We start from the raw sequence: 20,959 nt of genomic DNA, 5'->3' as shown, positions 1-20,959 counted from the left end.
TGAGTATCCCTACTTAATCATTTCAACCAGATTGATGCCCTGCGGCATCACCTGAACGCTCTGCGGACTCTTGCCGGTCTCGAACACCGTTTGCCAGAAGCTATTGTTCTGCTTACCGCCGAATACAGTGGCCGATAGGTCCTTATTCACCCACAACGGAAGTGCTGCCAGATTGCGGATAAAGTTACGAATATTGGTCCACAGCTGATCCGGGAAGGAGTACTGGAATAGCTTTTCCTCCTGAATTGGCTTACCCGAATTGATGAAGTAAAACTTGGCTATCTGCTGCACATAACGAAGCCAGTTGTAGATCACTTCTTCTTTGCTCATCCGGAAGGCACACAGGTGGGCGTGCGCAAAATTTTCTCCCTTCTGCAACCGACTCTCGATCTTGTCCGTACCGATGTCACTGTCGAATTTGCCGATGTAGATTTCCTCGGCAATTACGTTCATCAGCTTAATCAGCTGCTCCGTTTCTAGCTCGCGCGGGTTATCTCCATTCTCAACCTCATGGTCGAGTCGGGTTTCCAGCACCTCTTGGAAGATAAAGAAGGAATAGAAGGTCTTATCGATGGAGCTATAGGACAACGGCCGTTCCTTGCCCCGCCCACCATAGTCGATGAAGTCGCGCAGCTTGTTGTCAGCAGCTGAAGTCACCCCGTCACGCACCGCATCGAGGATGTAACGCTTCATCTCTCGTGACTGCCCCCTAAAGTAACTAACCAGGTCACGCTCGCTGAATGCTAAGTCGTCTTCCTTACGACCAGTCTCGCGACGGTAACGCTCAATACGATCCTGGTAGAGGGTACTACCTAAATGACGTTGCACAGACTTGTCGAAGGCCACCTGCTTGAGTGTGGTGCCTGCATTGGTGTTGGTAGTAATGAGGGTGTCCGCGTCAGGGTCAATAAACACTCGCACTGGAAGAGCTTTGGCACCTAGCATGATTTGCGCCGCGGCCTTGTGCTGACCGTCGAACACATGCACGGCGCTCTTGCCGTTGGCCGAACTCAACCATGCCAGCGGCACATGCAGCTGCGGGCGTTTCTGATAAAACTCCTCCACCAGCTTGCCAATATTGCTGCCTATAGCACGCGGGTTGATTCGATCATCATGTCGAAGGTACTGAATAGGCAGTTTGATGAAAAAGTAACGAAAACCGCTCAACTCATCCTCATGCAGCGGCACCCTATGAATACGCTCATCGCCACTGGCGCTCAGGGCGTACTGCACCTGCTGTGCCTCCAATTTGAAGTTCAACTCAGCGTTCCCACCGCCTGCCTGACTCAAGATGTCTCCCAGGTTGGGGCTGCGATTTTCCGGCTCCAGTTTTTCCTTAAGCGCCGCAAAGCGCTGCAGTACCCGAGCCACTTCCAGGTTGCTGGCTTGCTTGGAGCGGTTGCAGCTGGCATGAGTCAGCGCAAAGTTACTGGGGTCATCCTTACCGCCAGTTTTCAATGGCACCACGTGGTCGATATCTAGGCTGTCCTTGTGCAACACCAGATCCAACGCCTGCTCGCAGATAAAACAATGGCCATGCTGGGTCTGATGCAGCTTGGCGATCAGTATGCCGCGGTCATCGACGCTGAGGCGATTCAGATACAACGAGGCCATCACTGTGCTCCTTGCGTAGAGGTTTTCGATTCAAAATACTCCCAGGCCACACGGTAGTCGGCTTCGCGGTCGGCCAGGGTGAAGGGGGCGGTGTAGTGGATGGTGCGTTGTATCGGGCCGCCGGGTTGGGTGTCGTCGGGGATGGAGCGCTCGATGATGGTGCCGTCGGGGACTTTGGGTTCGGTGCGGCCGCTAGGGTCAAGAGTGGGTTGCACGTCTTCCCAACCGAGACGGCCAGTTTTGCTACTGCCATCGGGCAGGCGAACTGTGCAGTCGACATCGCGCTTGCCGGCCTTACGCGGTAGGCCAACGCCAATCAGGCCTTTGCTGGCGGTGAATACGATGCGGCCGCTAGCGTCGTACCAGGTGTCGCGCTCATACTGGCGCATCACCGGAAACTGCACGCGGTAGATGGTCAGCAGTTCGTCCATGGTCAGGCCGAGTGCCTGGGCGGCGAGCACGTCAATTTCCACGAGTGCCTGACGGCGAGCATAGTCGCTGCGTAGGGCGCAATTACGCTGCCATTCGAGGGTGAGCTGGGAGAAAAAATCCTTTGGAAGGCGAGGGTCAGCGCTGGCCCAGCTGCTTTGCTGGAATTCGGGCTGCCAGCAGTCGCGCCAGAGGTCGGCATAGTGGGTAGTGAGGCACGAAAGGTTTAGCATCCGGACCGCCATACTGCGCCCCCGAATCAGAGGGAGCTTCGCAACGCCTTCCCCATACAGGTCAGCCCGGCCCGTGCTTTTTATAAAAAAATCGAAGGGAAGAGATGCGAATGATGCGGCCACCTCCACCAGTAGCTTCTCACTCTTGAAGCATGTTGAAATGCATGAGTTGATTGCTGCAGGACCAGGTGGGATCAACGCAGCAATCAAGGTTCTCTCACCAGACTGACTCAACATTCGACGATGAATCAGCCTTGGGTAAGACGTCATCAATCGTGGCGCGGTGTTAGGAGACTCGTCAGGCCAAGAAATTAATGGAATTTTTCTCTTATATGAGATCGAGTCTATTGCTGGACGATAAATTGTTCTCGACAAGTAAGTATCGGATACGGCGTTCAGATCGATGACATCGTAGTGACTGTTTTGCGTACAAACTGCACGTGAAGTTTTATTAAGTGGATTCGCGACGAAAAAGTGGGGCCCTGAGAAAACAAAATCCGAAGACGATTCTACAAACCCTGGCGCACGCCTGATTGTCCCGTCCTTCTGTGCAGCCGTCTCGTCCCAAAATACGTCCAAGGGGAAATATCGTCCTTTTTCGTCAGCCAAACGCTGCGGAAAACTAGCAATCTTCTCCAAAACCGAAACCAGCTCGCGGCTATGTATCGTTGGTAATCGGGCTTGCATGGGCCCTATACCAGGTGAGTCGTAGAGTTGCGCAAAGGTAGCTAACAGGGTTTCATCTACATCAATCACCCGGCTGGCATGGCCTGCAGTATTCCAGCCACCTTCGTCACGCTTGATGCCGGGAATCACTCCACCGCCGGTGTGTTCGAGACTGGCCAGCACGCTGGCGGGTGCAAATAGGTTGGCCATATGACGGAATCGAGGAACATTCTGCTGACTTCCAAAAATGTTGATGCTGAACTTCATATGGTGATCCACTTCAGCGAACAACGACAACTCGTTCTGGAACTGGTAATGCGCTCGCAGACGCGGATAGAGCGCTGCCCGCAGCGCCCCCCCCTTGGGATCGTCATACACCCCTTCCGGATGCAATAGCGCCTGCACACCGCTACCCACTCGCCATACCAGCGGCAAAAAACACTTGTAGAGATTAGCCTTCTGCCCTTCCAGTAGCGCGTAGTTCTGCCGGGCATTGAGGAACGCCGCCATACCCTCGGTCGCAATGCACTCGCTCAGATAATCCGTCCGTGCCTGCGGCAGCGCGGCAAACACCGCCTCACGCTGATCCGCCGCCTGATTGGCACTGAGCTTACGAATGGCAAAGCGCGGATCGAAGTCCGACAGTAGAGACTGTTCGTTCCATTCCACCTTGATCCACGGCGGATTACCGAGAATCACATCAAAGCCACCACCGGCCTTAAACACATCGGCAAACTCTAGCGCCCAATGCATAAAATGCTGCTGGCTGGCCACCTTTTGGGCTACCTGCAGTTGCGGCAGCGCCGAAATCAGCGCGGCGATATCCACATGGCCGTAGCGGTCACGCTCAGGAGCAAAGTCCAGCCCCTGCTGCGGTTGAGTTTCCGGGAACAGATCATCCGCCGATGCGTTGCTCAGGCTGGCATTGCCGAGCAGCACGGTTTCCAGGATAAACCACCAGTGTTCACGGCTGGGCAACTCGCTGGCTTTGTCCAGCGGCCAAAACCATAGGGCGCACCAGGCATCCATCACCAGCTTGAGCCGGCGGTATGGGCTGGCATTTTTCTGCGCTTCGCTAAGCATTTCCCGCTGGTAGGCGGCGTCTTTCTGCGCGGTGCTAGTTGGAGCACGGTTGGCGGCCGGGTCGGGCCATACGTGCAGCTCATCGCAGGTGGCGGCGCGCACACGGGCCAGCTCCTGGACGTGCTGCTGCCAGAGCTGTTCAGCGGCCAGACTCAAGGCTTGTACACGACGAATTTCATCTTTGGTGAGCGGCGCGGTAAAGGCCTTGCGCCATTGTTTGAATTGCTCGAAGGCCTCTAGTTCCAGCGCCTTTACCACCTTATCGCTGACCATGCCCATGCCTTCAGCAGGCAGCAAAAAGTGGAACACATCGGTAGCGGCTGGCACTTGTGTGAGTGGCAAAGCACGCGGCGCGGCAGCGCGCCAGTCTCTTTCAGGCTGGCCGTTTTCGCCTTTGCCCGGGCTGAGCTGAGCGGTGCTAAACAGCTCGCGCCGCGCGCCCACCAGGGAGTTACCGTTGTACAGCTGCAAGCCAAACCACGGCACATGACTGCCTTTGAAAATGGCGTTAAGCCAAAGCGATACTTCGGCCAGCTCCACCGCGATTGGGTTAAGGTCCACACCGAAGACATTGCTGTCGGCGATGTACATCTTCACCCGCTGTTTTTCTTCAGTGTACTGCTCGTGCGGGATGGTGCGCCCTAGCTCTTTCTGTTTGGCCTGCAGATAGGCTTCGGCCAATTGGCTGACAGCCTCGTTCAAAAACGCCGCGCTACCCATGGCCGGCTCGCACACGGTGAGCTGCAGAATTTCATCCGCCGTTTTACCGGGCAGGATTTCCTTCAGTGCATGCTCGACCAGGCATTTGGTCAGCACTTCAGGTGTGTAGTAGCTGGCCGATTTCTCGCGGGCACGCCCGGCGAGGCGATAGATGAAGCTGCCCTTGGGATGAATCTTGGTATTGCCGCCAAACAGACGTTCGGCGTCGGTGTACTGGCTGATGCTGCTGGCAGGTACAAAATACGCCGCATCCAGCGGGTTGACCTCGGCATCTTTTTTCTTCTCGGCAGCACTGGGGGTATCGAAGCCTTCGTCGCTGTCCGAATCGTTCTCGCTCGAATCGTCTTCTTCGTTCCCATCGCCCGTACTTACCTTCTTACCCTTGGGGTCAGGGCGCACCTCGTAGAGATCTTCTTCAGCAAAGAAGCCACGGAAGGACAGCAATGATTCGTACACCGCACCCAGTTGGTTGATACCGAGGGTGCCATAGCTGATACGCCCACGACGGCTCTTGCCACCACCACGGGACAATGACATCAGTTCGATGACTTTCTGCAGAATCGAGTTACGCAATTTGACGCTACCCAACAGCGGCGTGCGAGCCGGGTCAAACAGGTGGCCTTGCAGCGGCGCAATGGTGAAGCCGTTATCGAGCAAGCCATCATGGCTGCCACTCAGGTCGAGCTGACTCGCTGTGGCATCCCGTCGCGGATAGCCTTGCCAGATCAGGCCAAAGAGTTGCTTGAGGCTGTCGTGAAAATAGAAACCTTCCTGGGCTTCGCTGGTGGTCAGCGGGGTTTGCTCCAGCTCGCGCAGGTGCTCGATGCTGTAGCCCTTGAGGTAGGCCTCGGCATCGATGGGCGCATAGCCCAGCTCGGGCCGCGCTTCGATATAAAACATAAACAGCAGGCGGTACATATAGCGCAGGCTTTCACGGCTGAGCTGGTCAGCCAGGTCGGTGTCGTTACGCTCGAACACCTTCTCCTTGGCAACCGTGCGCTTGTACCAGATAGCCTCGTTGGCAATCAGCTCGATGCATTCACGCAGGGCATATTTGAGGTCAGTGGATACCTCAAAGGCATGCTTGTGCGAGCTGTCGTCCAGACTATCGAGCAGCGCCACTCCGCCTTCCACCGGCAGTACTGACTGGCTGCCGAGCAGCGCGGCCATAGCGCGGAACTGCTTGTCATCACGCGGGCCGAACAGCTCCGGCAGGTTGAAGCGCAGCAGTGCCTTGCGACCCCATTTGTTGCGCTCAATCAGCAGCCACTCTTCATGGTGCAGCAACAACACCCAGCGTGGCGGGTGGTCGTCGGCAAACAGGCGCTTGCTGAGGGTTTCTTCCCAGTCGCTGTGGGCATATTTACCTTTGCCTTGCTCACTGGCCGCTGGCGCAAGCAATTGCAGCGGGCTGCTGTCGTCGTCTTCCGCATTGGCAATAGCTGCCGCAATGACCAAAAGCGGCTGATGTTTGGCATCGCGATACACTGCGAGCACCGGCAATTCGCCTTCGGCCAACGTCAGGCTCTGCGGCGCTAGCTCGTAACCCAGAGCGGCGAGCAGTGGCTGCACTAGGTCAATAAACAGGCTGGCGCGCTCGCTGGTTTTGCGCTCATTCAGAAAGCGCTCACGGGCGCGAAAGTAACCATTAGCCCCCGCGGCAGTCCGCAGCCGAGCGACGGGGCTTTGCGCGCCCTGCTCTTTCCACTCGTCAAACAGCGGCTTGAGGTCTTTTTCGAGGATCTCGTCCAGATAGTGCTGGCTGTAGAACTCGTTGGCATTGGTGAGGCCGGTGATGGCAAAACTCATGCTGTATTCCTTCCTTAAGCCATCAGTGCGGCGACAACGTTGAACTGAGCGCGGTCATCCAGTTGCAGGGTGTCGCGTATCCATTGTTGGTAGTTGCTGAACAGGTCTGCGGTGGCGCTTTTTTTCTGTTTACGTTTGGCTGCGATGACTTGTTCGATACCTTTGGCGAAATCGATTTCCAGCTGTACGTTGTGTTTGAGCTGCAGGGTTTGCAGCTTGGCCAACTCGCGCTCCAGACGCTGGCGACAGTTGGCATCGAATGCCTGCTTGATCGGCTTGATGTGTTTCTCAGCAGCCTGAATAACCGCGGGTAGTGCACTTTGCAAGGTACGGCTGTCCGGCGCCTGGCCATCGTTGGCCAGGGCTTTTGCGGTGCTGGTGAGCCCTGTGCGCTGCAGGGTTTCCGACAGGCTGAGTACGCCCTGTACCTGCCCAGCAGCATCGAGCTGTACACCGAGCCACTCGGCTAGCACGGCTTGACCACGGCGGTTGGGCACCTGGGCAAGCACCAGCACAATGGCTTCGCCTGCGGCCAGCCCCTGTGCAACGCGCAGCAGCGGCGCGCGCTGGCGACGGAACAGAGCCATAAGTTTGTAGTCGAGCCACTGGGCAATGGGGTTGAGCGCCCAGAGGTAGTGCAGCTGCGGCCAGGCATTGGTGTCGCGCGCCTGTTTGATGGCCTCTTCAACCACAGCCTTATCGGCGCTCAAGGCAAAGGTGTTATCGGTCGGCCACATTTCGCTGGCCAGATCACGCTTGAGCACCTGGGCAAGATCGCGACTGGGCTGGAAGCTTAGTGTGCGGCTGGCATCATCCGTTTTGATTGCAGCATGTTCGCGCGGCGACTGTTGCGCCAGCCAACGCAAGGCATCACGAAGGTAGATGTAGCTGTCGTTAAACAGGCTGGTAAGTTCAGCAGTGGGCGCCATGAGCGCTGCTGTGCTGGCGGGCGCAACGCTATCGTTGCTGGGTACGTTCGCGCCCCACAGGGCCTCGAAAGGGTCGATATCATCCCCAGCCAGTAGCGCGGCGAATTCCTCGACAGTGCGGTTGCCTTCAATGGCCTTGGCTACTGCGACGGTTTCCAGCTCCTCGTCATACAGCCCCATAAAGGCTGATGGATCGCCGATATTCTTTGCCGCCTGCTCGTCCTTATCGATCAGGATTTCCAGGTAGCGCAAGTCACCGCGAATTCTCTCGTGGCGCGGCTCGGTCAGCAGGTAGCTGATTTTCGGGGCATGCAGTTGACCATAGCGATCCACACGACCATTGCGCTGCTGGAACACCATCAGCGACCAGGAAATATCGAAGTGGATCAGCCGATGAGCTTGGTAGTGCAGGTTAAGACCTTCGGAGGCCACATCCGAGGCAATCAGCAGGCGCAGGGGCGAATGGGTTTTGCCGAAATCTTCGACCGTCTGCTGGATGTCCTGGTCAGGCAATTGGCCGTGCAGGATGGCTACGGCGTTATCTTTTAACCCCAGGGCCTTGGGCAGCTCTAGCTGGAGGAATCTCAGTGTTTCCACTCGCTCGGTGAAGATCACCAGGCGGTCACTTGGATCTTTGCCATCCCAACGCCAGTGCTGACCTTGTTTGAGTTGGCTGATGAGGTGCTGCAATTTGCTGAATTTGTCTGCACTAATGGACTGCACTAGACCGTGAAGATCACGCAGCCCCTCAAGATCAGGATGGCGTGCATCCTTTACCTCGAGCTTACGTATGCGCTCTTTCAGCGTTTGTAGGCAGGCTGCCGGGGAAGAGAACAGCGCCTTTTCCAGCACGGTGCGGAACAACATGGCGCCGTCGCGCGCACCGGTCCCGTCACTATTAAGTTGGAGCTCGGCTAGGGCATCGAAGGCGAGGTTTTCCGCCGGGCTTGCGGCGCAGGCCAAACGAAACACTTCTCGCTCTGGGAATTCCTGCTTCATCTGCTCGCGCACGTCTTTCTTGAAACGGCGAACAAAAAGGTGATCGACATCCTCGCGGGTGTAATCGGCCCCTGCTGGCAGCACCGTGGGGTCGAGCATGCGCACGAGGCTGGCGAAGCTGTCCTTTTTGCCGTTGTGTGGTGTGGCGGTGAGCAAGATCAGTGCATCGGAGCGTTGCGAGAGTAACTCGGCCAAGCGATTACTCTGGGTGCGATTGCCCTTGTAGGAAACGTTGTGGGCTTCGTCGATGATGATCAGATCCCACCAGGCGCTTTCCAGGTAGTGCCGGTACTCGCTGTCGCGCTTCAAGGTATCGACCGAGATGATGGTGCGGTCGTAGTAGTTAAAGGGATTGTGATTGGCTGGAATATCGCGACGAATACGCTGAATACCTGCTGAGTCCAAGCGGGTGAGCGGGATAGTAAATCGGTTCCAGAACTCCTGCTGAAACTGGCGCATCATACTTTTGGTAGTGACCACCAAAATGCGGCGAGCTTTACCTCTGCGCATCAACTCAGCGGTAAGGATGCCGGCCTCCAGGGTTTTACCCAAGCCTACTGTGTCCGCAATGAGCAAGCGCGGGCGCAGTTGCTGCAAGACCTGATGAGCAGGCTGCAACTGAAACGGCAGCGCATCCATTACTCCATGCTGCCCAATGACTACCGATTCGTTTTGCAGCGCCGACTGACGCAGACGTGCCTCGATAAATAGGCGCGAAGCAATAAACGTGGGCGACTCGTCGTAGACCAGTTCGGTTTTGGCCGGATCAATTAGAGTGATGTCTTCAAGCTCTGAGAGAAAGAGCGCATGTCGATTTCGCACGGTTTCCGACACGCCGATGCAGGAGAGCTGCCAGCCTCCAAGGTTACATTGGTCAGCGTTCTGAATGATCCATTCTTCATCTCGGATCACCGCGCGCGCGCCGGGGGCTGGAGCTTGTGTCAGTTGCATTAATGCAATCCTTGTCAGGGTCTAGATGCCTACAGAACTACGAACGGCAAAGGCTAATACCCAATTGAGCCGCCCAGATTGGAGCTTCGGTTACAGTCTGTTGATTTCAAGCAAAGACAGAAGCAGCCGTACAATGAGAAAGCTGCGTTCCAGCAAATCATGCTAGTGGTTTGGCGAGTGGCACTCTAACAGCTCTGCGCGGAGTCGAAGCAGAGCCCAAGGGCAGGAAACAGAAAAATGTCACGTCTGCAACCAGATCGTCATTAATTACGTTCATCCATGCGATCGCCCCTTAGGCCCTGTCGCTACGGGCATGAAACCAATGAAAAGAGAAAAAAGATAGCGCTCGACCTAATCAAAGGAACCCTACCAGCTTACTGACGAAATCGGCTATCCAGACAACGGCTAAAAGATACACGCGAGCCTTGGAGCGAACCGCACAACGTGATCGATTGTTTTGAGTTGCCCTTCAGCACCGAGTTGTTGGCAATGCTTGATTGTTTACTGAGCCAGGAGAGCATTTTTGCCGACTGCTCCGGCAGTCCGCCAGGAGCTGGAGCATTGGGATGGCGAAGCGGGTGCTGCGACTCATCAAGCAAGCTGTTCGATGATCAGGCGCTAGATACCGCGTTGAAACGGCTTACTTCCAGTAATTTTCAAATCTGGGTTATCTACGTATTCCTTAACGCTTACGTGGTGCAAGTAGCTCAGAGCGACCGATCTGTTCGCGATTTTTTTTCGGGCGCTCGAGGACCAGAGAAGCCTGCCTCGGTAATAGCCGCATCCAATCCCCGAAAATGCGGGGCTGATTTTGGGCTACGTAGCGTTTCCATACCCTCATTCCACGCATGCACCATGTGTTTAGCCACATCTCGCCAAGCGGGCTCGTTCTTTGCGGCTTCGATAACTTCTTTACCCACGGCGACAGCTGATTCGCACAATTGCTCGACCATTGCGGCGTACTGACGCGGAGGGATGTTTAAGCGGCCATTGAAAAAAAGCTCAAGCGTACGGCCCGGCGTCCACGTTTGCCGACCGCCTACGGACAAACCTGGCGGGTTCGCGGCAAAACGCGGATAGGCTTGAGTGGTCACCAAGTCATAGACTGGCGTGAAGGCTACGTCTGCTCGCGAGGTGTAATAAAGCGCAATGTTTTTGGCATGGCAGTCGGCGTTACGGACTACGTAGTTCGTCAACAAATGCCAACCGAAGTGCTCACGCTGTTCGCGCAACCGCTCTCCAGATATGTATGCCCGGGTGGCGTTCCACACTCTTTCAGTGGTGGTCGCGTATTTCTCATGGGGCGGCAAGCCCAGGAGTCCACATGCGTCCTCCAGCCCACAGCGCGGTAGGCCGTTTTCATCGACATCAAAACGATTCACCACCAGAACTCGACCATCGTCTGACATACGGCATGTTGCTACCGGTACAACATGTAACCGCTCCAACACACGCATGGTGTAGAACTCATTGAAGCCTAGGTAAGGCGTCGTGTCGTCTGAGCCTTTGATGATGTGCAATCCGGTACGCAGAGTGGGTTTGCCCAGGGGCAACGCGTCATGCCCAACATCCTGCGCGATGAACTTGGGCACGACGCCAGAAATAGCCGCGCGTGCATAACGGCGTACCAAAGTCGCAAAATGCTCAGTTGTGTTTTCAGCGGTCAGCAGATGATTTATTTCCAAGGGCTCCATTTCGGCGCCCGGCATGATGCCTTCCGGCGTTACCGTCACACGCCCAACGCCTGCACCGCCAATTACGGCTAGCAGTGATAAGTCCGTGCCATCCAGCAAGGCGCCAAACTCTTCACGGATAACTCCCAACAAGTACCCTTCAGGTAAGTTCTGCCGAAAAAACGGAAACAGATCACGAGGCCAGCGCCACGGCTCTTCACGCACGGGTAATGCCAAGCTGACAAAGTCCGCCGCAGCTGTACCCGGAAGGTATTTCAGGACGTACTCATCACGCTCTCGGTAAAGTTTGGCGACCGTTTTGCCGCTGACGTGTACGTCTAAGATCATTATTCAGAAACTCCGGAACGCTGCTCGGCGAGAATGTCCTCAACCGTGCGCTCGTGACCAGCCTTCACCAGCTTCAAGTCGTATCCAGCCGCTTCCAATAATCGGACAAGGGCCGAGACGCTCATGTCCCCCTTTGCCATTGTTTCCATACGTGCCACTGTTGAACGGGATACGCCGGCGCGACTGGCCAAGGCATCCTGGCTCAAATCGGCCTCACCTCGAGCCTGTTTCAGCATTTCAGCCACGTCAAACAAGGTGGTCATTTGTAGCCCCCGAGCATCAAAAATCTAGATTCTGCTGATTACTGTAGCCCCGGAGACACAACATCACAAGTTTCCTATTTGGCTCTAGTGCAGCACCCTGTGCACAAATTGAGCGATGAATCTTCTGACGCCCCCAAACCTAACAGCCCTCTATCAATCTCTCGCCTACAAAAAAGGCCTTGCTGTGCAAGACCTTTTTTCATACCCGGGGTAAGCGCGTCCCCTTGTTACCTCACCTCAACAATATCCAAAGCCCGATTCGCCAGCAGTTCACTCACCTCAATCACCTGCAAAATCCCCATCGCAACACGCCGTCGCGAACCCTCAAGGTCAAACGCCAGATCATTGATCATGGCATTGGCCGCAGCCAGGTTTTCACTGAGACTGGCGAGCAGACACTCCGAATCAACATCAGGCGCGATACGAAAGATGCTGTTGGGGTTGTCAGACGTTTCTTTCTTCGGCGTAGGCTTCAGATAAAAATCCAAAGCCCGTTCAGCAGCTTCATCGAGCTTCTTGTTACGAGCAGACTGAGCGCGAGATACATGTTCGCCTTCAGTTGGCGGGTTCGGTGTAATTTTAGCCATGGTAAAGCTCCTAGAGTCTATTGGAGCTACCACCATTCGCTGCGAAACGAAGTTGGGGTGGCAGCTGTACGCGGGTTCGCAGACCGGGACTCTAGGGACCGGCAGACCCAAGGGGTCTCCCACGCACAGCCACCTCTGACGAAATCACAGACATGGGTAATCTGCTTTCGAAGGTGACGTTGTGCGCCTATAGAGTCCGGGCTGCGAAACCCGATCACTGATGCTCAGTGACAGACTCAAACTACCGACGGGCCCCAAAACGCACAAGCCGGCGGATTCTGGCGTAGTTGTAGGCAATGGCGCAAGGCGATGTCGGTCGTGGCTAGTCTCGTGGAGTCACGATAAACAGCGGGCTGAAATGCTGGCTGACACACCGCTATCGCGAGCAAGCTCGCTCCCACAGAGGAGCTTGCGTCAGGCATTTCAAACATAGGAATGGCGGAGCGGTTTTGCTCGTGAATGCGGTGCGTCAGCATCATTTAGCAAGGAGCGACGCTGCGGTTGGGGAATTGTGCAGCAGGCTGTTGCACTACTTAAGAGAACTCATCGCTCCAAGTGCGCAGCGAGGGAATGCATTCGCGACCGGCTGCATCCTGGCAGCCAGTCGCGAAGAGGGTTACGACGCGTTGTTCAATGGGGCTTGCGAGCGACGTCGCAATGAATCAGGCGGGATATCTCGATCATATCCACAACGGTTTTGTCATCGACCACAAACCCGCTGCCTGAAACCCCAGCGTTGCTATTACTTGAGGGTGACGTCGAGCATCGGCGGGATGTAACCGTAGTCGTACTCGCCCACCACGAACGTCTGCAGCCCTTTTATCTTCATGCCCACCGTGGGTGCCTCGGTGCCACCGACACGAATCTGCGTGCCGGTTTCGTCGGTCGGTACGCTGTCGATGAAGGAGGTCACCAGGCCGTTTGGCATTACATAGTGCGAGTAGGTCTGGAATGGCTGGGAGGACGGGTTGCCCAGCACCAGGCCGGAACCGTTCAGTGGCACGTAAGGGCCGAACAGCGAGTCCGCGACGAAGCCGTACACGCCGTCCGGGCCGGTGACACCGTCGGCGTAGGTGAAGGTATGGCTGATGGTGAACAGGTAGTACTTGCCATCCTGGAACACGAAGTGCGGGCGCTCGGTCTGGTCGTTTACCCCGACGGCGGTCAGCAGTGGCGGCAGCATTTCCCAGTCGTCGCCGTCGGCGTCGCGGGCCACGGCGATGCCGACGCAGGCGGTCTGGAAGCGCGAGTTGCCGACGTCTTCATAACCCGGCGGCACGTCGCCGATTTCTGCCTCGCCTACTTTGTGGGAGCCGCGCTCACCGGCGACGTTGCCCTCGAACAGCATGTACAGCTTGCCATCTTTCGGGTCGCGGAAAGGCCATGGGTCGCGGAAACCCCAGAACGCGTTTTGGGCTTCGGTCTGGTACAGGTTGCCGTCGGCCTCGAACAGCGGCTTGACCTTCTCGAAGCCGACCATGCTGACACCGTGTTCAGTGGTCACTACCCGGCCACGCACCTTGACGATGGTCGCGCCTGGGGTGACGGCGGTGTAATACAGGTCCACTTCACCTCGGTCGTTCAACAGGATCGGCGTACCGGCCCATTCGCGAGCGGTGGGCGAAACACCTTCGGCCATCACGCGGCCACCGAATTCCCAGTTCTTGCCGGTACGAGAAAACCAGTAGTACATCTTTGCCCGACCGTGGCGATCGTTCCAATCGCGGAGGATGTCGTAGTTGCCGTCCTCGTCGAGGTACTGCGGGTCGTTTGGATGACGATCGGCGGTCAGGGTGAAGATCACCGACCAGCCATCGACGGACGTCACGTTACCGTCCAAATCGCGCAGGGGCATGGTGTCCCAGATGAACACGTCGTTGTTCAGTACCGGGAAATCCGCGCTGACCAGTGGTTGAGTGGTGGTGGGGTCATCGGCCCGGACTTTCAGCGCGTCGGCGCGGGTCCAGAGGCTGGGTTGATGAGGGGTTGCACCGAATTTTTCAATGGTGGTTTTCATAGGTTACTGCCTCGTCCATGAATGGATTTAAATAAGTAGTGATTTAGAAATGCTGTATGTGCATACAGTGAAATCACCTTATAGAGGCTTGCCTATGCAGGTCAAGCATAAAAATGCATTTGTGCATATTTTGGTTTTTTCCCGTCGCTGATACGTTTCAGCTTGGAGCGTTTGAAGAAGTTAGTTTTTTGGGAGATCGCCGATGTTGCCTGCACGCTTGGTGTTCTGAGCGCTTGGCGCTATCGCGAGCAGGCTCGCTCCCACAGTTGGCGTGGTATGGCTGTTATGGCGGTGGGTCAGTTGTTTTGATGTGGCTGGTGTTGCGCTATCGCGGGCAAGCCTTGCTCCCACAAGGGTTTGACTTGGTTGCGGGGTTGGGTTTGCTGGCCTTTTCGTGAACAGGCCTGCTTCCACAGAGGGCCGACACAACGTGTCGCTGTTTTTTGATTTTTGCGACACGTTCCATTCTCATGTCGCTACCGGCGACATGAGAAGAGAACGTGTCGTCAAAACGGCGTTTTAGCGACATGAAAGGTTGAAGTGATTCCTTCGGACTGACTCGCCCCTCACCCCAACGTATTCAAACAAACCACCTTCGGCTGGGTCATTTCCTCGTATGCAAACCGCACCCCTTCCCTGCCCAAACTCCCGTACTTCGACCCGCCAAACGGCATCGCATCGAACCGGAAATCCGACGAATCATTGATCATCACGCCCCCTGCCTCGATCCGTCGTGCAGCGCTCATGGCGGTGCTGAGGTCGTTGGTAAAAATCCCAGCGTGCAGCGCGTACTCAGGTTCGTTCGCCAACGTAATCGCCTCATCAAACGTCTCGAACGGCTGCAACACCACCACAGGCGCAAAGGCTTCATTGCGCCAGAGTCGGCTGGAATGATCGACGTTTTCCAGGACGGTGGCGGCGTAGCAGTTGCCCTGACGGCGATGGCCGCAGAGCAGGGTGGCGCCTTGTTGCAGGGCTTCGTTGACCACTTGCTCAGCGTTTTGCGCGGCTTGTTGGCTGATCATCGGGCCGATGTCGGTGTTGGCGAGCAGTGGGTTGCCGACGACGAGGGCTTGGGCCTGGTTGACGAAGCGTTCGCGGAAGGCTTCGTAGATCGGTGCGTGGATGAGCAGGCGTTGGGTGCCGATGCAGTTTTGCCCGGCGGCCCAGAAGGCACCGGAGACGCAGCTGTCGACGGCGGCGTCGAGGTTGCAGTCGCCCATGACGATGACGGGAGCGTTGCCGCCGAGGTCCATGGCGAGTTTTTTCAGGCCGGCGGTGCGGGCGATTTGTTCGCCGGTGACGAAGCCGCCGGTGAAGGAGATCATGCGCACGTCGCGGGCGGCGACCAGGGCTTTGCCCAGCTCCGCACCGCCAGTGGCGACGGTGACCACGGTTTCAGGCAGGCCGGCGGCGACCAGGTACGAGACCAGTTTGAGGGCCGACAGTGGCGCCAGTTCGGACGGTTTGAGGATCACTGCGTTGCCGCCGGCGATGGCCGGGCCGAGTTTGTGGGCGACCAGGTTGAGCGGGTCGTTGTAGGGGGTGATGGCGACGATCAGGCCCAGGGGTTCGCGGGTGAACCAGCCCTGGCGCGATTCGGCGCCTTCGTAGGCGTCGAACGGGACGATTTCGCCGGCGTTGCGCTTGGCTTCTTCGGCGGAGAGCTTGAGGGTGTTGACGCAGCGTTTGACTTCCTTTTCGGCCTGTTTGAGGGTCTTGCCGGCTTCATCGACGATGAGTCGGGCGAAGGCTTTGGCGTCGCGCTCGATGTTCAGTGCTGCTTGCTCGAGGATACTTGCGCGGCGATGGCGCGGCAGTGCGGCGCAGGCTTTTGCGCCGCTGCGTGCGGTTTCGAGCAGGTGCGGGACTTCTGAGGCTTTGAGATCGGCGACGGTGCCGACGACGCTGCCGTCAAATGGGTTGAGGACTTCGATGTGCGGTTCGACGACCGCCAGGGCCAGGCGCGATACGTTCACAGGGTGTGCTCCTGTTTGCGGGTTGCCGATTTGTGGATGTGGATGATGTCGGACAGCAGCGCGAAGGCGGTTTCGGTGCGGCCGGCGCCCGGGCCGGAGACGGTGACGGCGCCGAGCAGTTCGCTGGTGAACGACACGGCGTTGGTGGCGCCGCTGATGCTAGCCAGGGGGTGGTTGTTGCTGAGCAGGCGCGGTTCGACGCTGGCGCTGATGGCGCCGTCGGCGTTGCGGGTGGCGGCGCCGATGAGTTTCCAGCGTGCGTTGTCGCGGCGGGCTTTTTCGATGTCGTCAAGGGTGAGGGAGGCGATGCCGTTGCAGGTGACGTCGTTGATGGTGAGTTTGGCGTCCAGCAGTTCGTTTGCCAGGATGACTACCTTGAGGCGCACGTCATGGCCTGCGACGTCGGCCGTCGGATCGGCTTCGGCGTAGCCCAGGGCTTGGGCTTGGCTGACGGCTTCGGCGAACCCTAGGCCGCCTTCCATGGCGGTGAGGACGAAGTTGGAGGTGCCGTTGAGGATGCCTTCGAAACCAGTGATCGAGCTGCCGGCCAGGGCTTGTTTGGCCAGGCGGATGACGGGGGTGCCGCTCATGACCGAGCCTTCGTATTCGAAGGCGACGTTGTTGCGTCGGGCCAGGGCCTTGAGTTCGGCGCCGTGCAGGGCGATGGGGCCTTTGTTGGTGGTGACCACGTGTTTGCCGCGCTCCAGGGCCCAGCGACAGAACGAGGTGGCGGGCTCGCCGTCCACCGGGTTGGTGAAGGTGGCTTCGGCGATGATGTCGGCGCCGCAGTCTTTGATCACGGCTTCGTTGAGGGCGTCGACGGTGCCGCCGGGGAGTTGGGCCATGGCGCCTTTGCTGGCGGGCAGTCGGGCCAGCGAGGCGGCGTCGAGGCCGTGGCGGTTCATCACCGAACCGAGGAACAGGTCGGTCACGCCGACGATTTTCAGGGTGAAGCCGAGTTCGGTTTTCCACTGCTGGTTGCGCTCGGCAATCAGTTGGGCCAATGCCCGGTTTACACCGCCGAAGCCGACTAGGGCCAGTTTGTATTCAATCATTTTTGTTGTGTCCCTTGATCCGGGTGATGAGGTTGTTGGGATCTAGGTTAGGGGTGCGGGGTGGGCAGTGAAATATGCCAATTTGCTCTATTTCTTGGGCGTTTTGACCAGGGGTTGGGCAAAGCGGTGGGTGGAGGAAAGCCAACAAAATCGACTGACCAAACACAGACCACTGTGGGAGCGAGCTTGCTCGGGATGGGGCCAGGTCAGGCGACATTGATGGTGGCTGGTGTACCGCTATCGCGAGCAAGCCCGCTCCCACAGTTTTCTTCAGTGTTTGGTCTATTAGTGGCAGAGCATGCACCCGCCGGCTCTTGTGGCGAGGGAGCTTGCTCCCGCTGGGCTGCGCAGCGGCCCCTGGAATTGGCCGGCGCGGTGGGTCAGGTTGATTGGGGATAACCTGGTTGGGGCTGCTTCGCAACCCAGCGGGAGCAAGCTCCCTCGCCACGGGGTTTGTGGTGGCTGGCTTATCTGTGAAGCGGCGGCGAGCAGGCGGGGCCTGACCGAACACCTTCCCCTGTGGGAGCGGGCTTGCTCGCGAAAGGGCCAGGTCAGGCGACATTGATGGTGGCTGGTGTACCGCTATCGCGAGCAAGCCCGCTCCCACAGTTTTCTTCAGTGTTTGGTCTATTAGTGGCAGAGCATGCACCCGCCGGCTCTTGTGGCGAGGGAGCTTGCTCCCGCTGGGCTGCGCAGCGGCCCCAAAACATGCAGCGCGGTGGGTCAGGTTGATTGGGATCGCCTGGTTGGGGCTGCTTCGCAACCCAGCGGGAGCAAGCTCCCTCGCCACGGGGTTCACTGCTGTGACGGCTAGCGTGCCTAGACCACCGACGACAACACAAACGACGTCACGGTGTTCTCCACTCCCGGCAGCGCCGAGATCTCTTTCCACACCTTATGCACCCGCTCCGGGTTCGCCGCGCCGACCCTCAGCATCAAATCAAATTCGCCACTCATCACATCGCACTGCAGCACTTCCGGCATCGCCTGCAACGCTTGCAACACCTCGGCACCGCGCATGCGGTCGTAGCGGTAGACGAAGATCACCGCGTTGATGTTCGACGACGCTTGCGCGCCCTCCCCCGTGCGCACCGTGTAGCCCTGGATCACGCCGTCGCGTTCGAGGCGTTCGATGCGTTGGCGCACGGCGTTGCGCGAGAGGTTGACCTTGGCCGCCAGTTCGGCGTGGGCGGCGCGGGCGTTGAGGCGCAGTTCGGCGATGATGCGTTCGTCGAGGGGGTCGAGTATTCGCTTCATGGGGCCTCCGGTTATAGCGCGCCGAGCAGTTGATGGAGGGCAGCGAGGTCGTCCGGCTGGATACGATGAATCTGCGCCGGGCCATGCTCGGACATCGGACGTTGTTGCGCCGCCACGGGGATCCCCAACTCACCGAGCAACACCGCCGATTTAATCGGTGAGATCTCGCCCAAGGTCACCATCGGCGCCACCAGGCTGCGGCGGTACAAGCGCGCAGCGAGCACGCCGGTGGCGGTGTGTGGATCGATGACATAACCGGTGTCGCGGTACAACGAAGTGATCTCGTTCAGCGTCTGCTCATCACTCACAGCGTACGAGTCGATGATCATCCGCGCCTGCAGCCAGAACTCGTTACCAATGCTCATTTCGCCGTCGGTTTCGAAGGTGTGCATCAACGCGCTCACGGCTTGATCATCATGCCCATAGAGCTCCCAGAGAAACCGTTCCAGGTTGGAAAAGATCGACAAGTCCATGGCCGGCGACAGGGTCTTGCTCGCACGTAACCGCGAGTAGTGGTTCTTCAAAAAGAACTGATGCAGCGCGTCGTTCTGGTTGGTGGCGACGATCATTTGCGTGATCGGCAAGCCCATCTTCTGGGCGATGTAGCCGGCATAGACTTCGGCAAAACTCGCCGCCGGCACGCTGAAACCGATGGGCCGCTGACCGCCGCCCAACTGCAGCACGGCGTGAAAATAAAACACCAACTGCGCCATGACGCTGACCCAGTTGCTGGAGTTGAAACTGATCGCTGCATGCTGGCGGAACAGTTGGGTGACGAGGGTCTGGCATTCATCGAAACTGCCCTCCACGGCCACTTGATGCACCCGCGGGTGCGCCGTCGCTTGCAGGTCCTGAAGTTGGTCTTGCGGTACGCCGGCCTCGGGGTAGATCACCACCACGTCGGTCTCGTCGCAGTGCTTGAACGCCTCGATGGCGGCCAGGCCGGTGTGGCCGTTGGTGACACCCATCACCACGGCGCGACGCCCGCGTTTACGCAGGAAGTACTGCACCAGCCGCGCCTGCAGCTGCGCGGCGAAATCCTTCGAGGAACGGGTCGGGCCATGGAACAACTCCAGGACCCATTCGTTGCGATCCACCTGATGCAGCGGCGCCAGGGAGCGATGGCTGAACTGGCTGCCGGCCTCCTTGAGCAAGCGCTTGAGGTCGGCCTCGGGGATCGCCTCGCCCACGAACGGGCGCATCACTCGGTAGGCCAGTTCGTCGTAGGACAACGTCGACCAATTAGCGATGTCCTGAGGTTCGAACAGCGGCAGTTCCACCGGGACAAACAGCCCGCCATCTTCGGCAATGGCCGACAGCACGACTTTTTCGAAATCGACCTGCACGGCGGAATTTCGGGTACTCACGTAGCGCATGGTCAACTCCGCAAACTCAGATAAAACAGCTCATTTGAAACGATGCGCCTGCTCCACCAGCCAGGTGGAAAACCGTGCCGCGTCCGGGTGTTGCTCGGCCCCGGAACTGCGCACCAGGTAGAACGATTCGCTGGCTTCGATGCGCAGGGCGAAGGGTTCGACCAAGCGTCCGTCTTCCAGCAATTCACTGACCATCGACGACCGCGCCAGGGCGATGCCCTGCCCCAGCTCGGCCATGCGCAAGGTGCAGACCAGCGTGTCGAATTGCATGCCCGTCGAGGAATCCACCGAATCGGCACCGACCATTTTCAGCCAGTAACCCCAGCCCTCTTCGTAACCCAGCACGTGCAGCAACGGATGCCTGGCCACGTCCGCCGGCACCTTCAGCGTCGCCATCAAGGCCGGCGCGCACACCGGGAACAAGGTGTCCCAGGTCAGCCGCTGCGACACCAGGCCAGGCCATTGGCCGTGGCCCCAGCGGATTTCCATGTCGTCTTCGCCGTCCAGTTCCTTGACCCAGATGTTGCTGATGTAGCGGATGTCGACGTGGGGATGGGCCTGGCGAAAATCCACCAGTTTCGGCGCCAGCCAGTGCACGAAAAACGCCAGGCTGCCGCGCACCTTGATCGGCCGACGCTTGTGCTGGCCGAAGATTTCGTTGGTGCCCACCGCCAGTCGCGTGATCGCGTCCTGCACCACTGGCAGGTACGCCTGGCCCTCTTCCGTCAGACCGAGGCCACGGGGCAAGCGCTTGAACAACGCCACCCCCAGGTGACTTTCCAACTGGCGGATCTGCTGGCTGACCGCGCCCTGGGTCAAGAACAATTCGTCGGCGGCGTGGGTGAAGTTCAGGCAGCGGGCCGACACTTCGAACGCCCGCAGCCAGTTCAACGGGGGCAACGTTTTTTGCTTCATGCTCTTACCTCGCTGACCCCCACGCACCGGGCACGTTTGCCCGCCCGTCGATGCGG

Annotated in this window: 12 protein-coding genes; all 12 read right to left on the bottom strand. The window is 58.1% G+C overall.

What is annotated here, in order from left to right; translation table 11 throughout:
* Positions 1–9: 9 nt before the first annotated feature.
* The 12 genes from M1D99_RS04000 to M1D99_RS03945 all read right to left on the bottom strand — a co-directional run bounded on the left by M1D99_RS04000 (position 10) and on the right by M1D99_RS03945 (position 20,903).
* Entirely contained in the window at positions 10–1,614 is a 1,605-nt protein-coding gene (locus tag M1D99_RS04000; RefSeq protein ID WP_169893913.1) for an HNH endonuclease, read from the bottom strand.
* Positions 1,614–6,554 (bottom strand): Eco57I restriction-modification methylase domain-containing protein, encoded by a 4,941-nt coding sequence (locus tag M1D99_RS03995; RefSeq protein ID WP_458131407.1) that lies wholly within the window; start codon positions 6,552–6,554, stop codon positions 1,614–1,616. Before M1D99_RS03995 ends, M1D99_RS04000 begins: the two co-directional genes overlap by 1 nt.
* 14 nt (positions 6,555–6,568) lie before the next feature.
* On the bottom strand, positions 6,569–9,433 hold the full coding sequence (locus M1D99_RS03990; protein ID WP_458131406.1) for an SNF2-related protein: 2,865 nt from the start codon (positions 9,431–9,433) through the stop codon (positions 6,569–6,571).
* A gap of 707 nt (positions 9,434–10,140) precedes the next feature.
* Positions 10,141–11,454, bottom strand: coding sequence for a type II toxin-antitoxin system HipA family toxin (locus M1D99_RS03985; protein WP_458131405.1), 1,314 nt, complete (start codon positions 11,452–11,454; stop codon positions 10,141–10,143).
* Entirely contained in the window at positions 11,454–11,717 is a 264-nt protein-coding gene (locus M1D99_RS03980; protein ID WP_060614165.1) for a helix-turn-helix transcriptional regulator, read from the bottom strand. The genes M1D99_RS03985 and M1D99_RS03980 overlap by 1 nt, the downstream gene beginning before the upstream one ends.
* 227 nt (positions 11,718–11,944) lie before the next feature.
* On the bottom strand, positions 11,945–12,304 hold the full coding sequence (locus tag M1D99_RS03975) for a DUF6124 family protein (protein ID WP_458131404.1): 360 nt from the start codon (positions 12,302–12,304) through the stop codon (positions 11,945–11,947).
* A 742-nt stretch (positions 12,305–13,046) separates the two neighbouring features.
* The gene (locus M1D99_RS03970) at positions 13,047–14,321 is read right to left on the bottom strand and encodes a glycoside hydrolase family 68 protein (RefSeq protein ID WP_458131403.1); all 1,275 of its coding nucleotides are present in this window, start codon (positions 14,319–14,321) and stop codon (positions 13,047–13,049) included.
* Between the two features lie 566 nt (positions 14,322–14,887).
* Positions 14,888–16,300, bottom strand: coding sequence for an aldehyde dehydrogenase family protein (locus tag M1D99_RS03965; RefSeq protein WP_458131402.1), 1,413 nt, complete (start codon positions 16,298–16,300; stop codon positions 14,888–14,890).
* Positions 16,297–17,355: a homoserine dehydrogenase gene (locus M1D99_RS03960; RefSeq protein ID WP_458131401.1), complete on the bottom strand. Its 1,059-nt coding sequence runs from the start codon at positions 17,353–17,355 to the stop codon at positions 16,297–16,299. The genes M1D99_RS03965 and M1D99_RS03960 overlap by 4 nt, the downstream gene beginning before the upstream one ends.
* A gap of 819 nt (positions 17,356–18,174) precedes the next feature.
* Complete coding sequence (locus M1D99_RS03955) at positions 18,175–18,612, bottom strand: Lrp/AsnC family transcriptional regulator (RefSeq protein WP_053188548.1); 438 nt, start codon at positions 18,610–18,612, stop codon at positions 18,175–18,177.
* An 11-nt stretch (positions 18,613–18,623) separates the two neighbouring features.
* Positions 18,624–19,988, bottom strand: coding sequence for a threonine synthase (thrC, locus tag M1D99_RS03950; protein WP_458131400.1), 1,365 nt, complete (start codon positions 19,986–19,988; stop codon positions 18,624–18,626).
* A 30-nt stretch (positions 19,989–20,018) separates the two neighbouring features.
* Entirely contained in the window at positions 20,019–20,903 is an 885-nt protein-coding gene (locus M1D99_RS03945) for a LysR substrate-binding domain-containing protein (protein ID WP_458131399.1), read from the bottom strand.
* Positions 20,904–20,959: the final 56 nt, after the last annotated feature.

It is taken from the genome of Pseudomonas sp. R3-41 (assembly GCF_054161485.1).
This window is presented reverse-complemented; position numbering and strand designations above follow the sequence as displayed.

Excerpts from the sequence above, each read along its gene's own strand:
- M1D99_RS04000 (WP_169893913.1), bottom strand. The coding sequence starts at position 1,614 with ATGGCCTCGTTGTATCTGAATCGCCTCAGCGTCGATGACCGCGGCATA.
- M1D99_RS03995 (WP_458131407.1), bottom strand. The coding sequence starts at position 6,554 with ATGAGTTTTGCCATCACCGGCCTCACCAATGCCAACGAGTTCTACAGC.
- M1D99_RS03990 (WP_458131406.1), bottom strand. The coding sequence starts at position 9,433 with ATGCAACTGACACAAGCTCCAGCCCCCGGCGCGCGCGCGGTGATCCGA.
- M1D99_RS03985 (WP_458131405.1), bottom strand. The coding sequence starts at position 11,454 with ATGATCTTAGACGTACACGTCAGCGGCAAAACGGTCGCCAAACTTTAC.
- M1D99_RS03980 (WP_060614165.1), bottom strand. The coding sequence starts at position 11,717 with ATGACCACCTTGTTTGACGTGGCTGAAATGCTGAAACAGGCTCGAGGT.
- M1D99_RS03975 (WP_458131404.1), bottom strand. The coding sequence starts at position 12,304 with ATGGCTAAAATTACACCGAACCCGCCAACTGAAGGCGAACATGTATCT.
- M1D99_RS03970 (WP_458131403.1), bottom strand. The coding sequence starts at position 14,321 with ATGAAAACCACCATTGAAAAATTCGGTGCAACCCCTCATCAACCCAGC.
- M1D99_RS03960 (WP_458131401.1), bottom strand. The coding sequence starts at position 17,355 with ATGATTGAATACAAACTGGCCCTAGTCGGCTTCGGCGGTGTAAACCGG.
- M1D99_RS03955 (WP_053188548.1), bottom strand. The coding sequence starts at position 18,612 with ATGAAGCGAATACTCGACCCCCTCGACGAACGCATCATCGCCGAACTG.
- thrC (WP_458131400.1), bottom strand. The coding sequence starts at position 19,988 with ATGCGCTACGTGAGTACCCGAAATTCCGCCGTGCAGGTCGATTTCGAA.
- M1D99_RS03945 (WP_458131399.1), bottom strand. The coding sequence starts at position 20,903 with ATGAAGCAAAAAACGTTGCCCCCGTTGAACTGGCTGCGGGCGTTCGAA.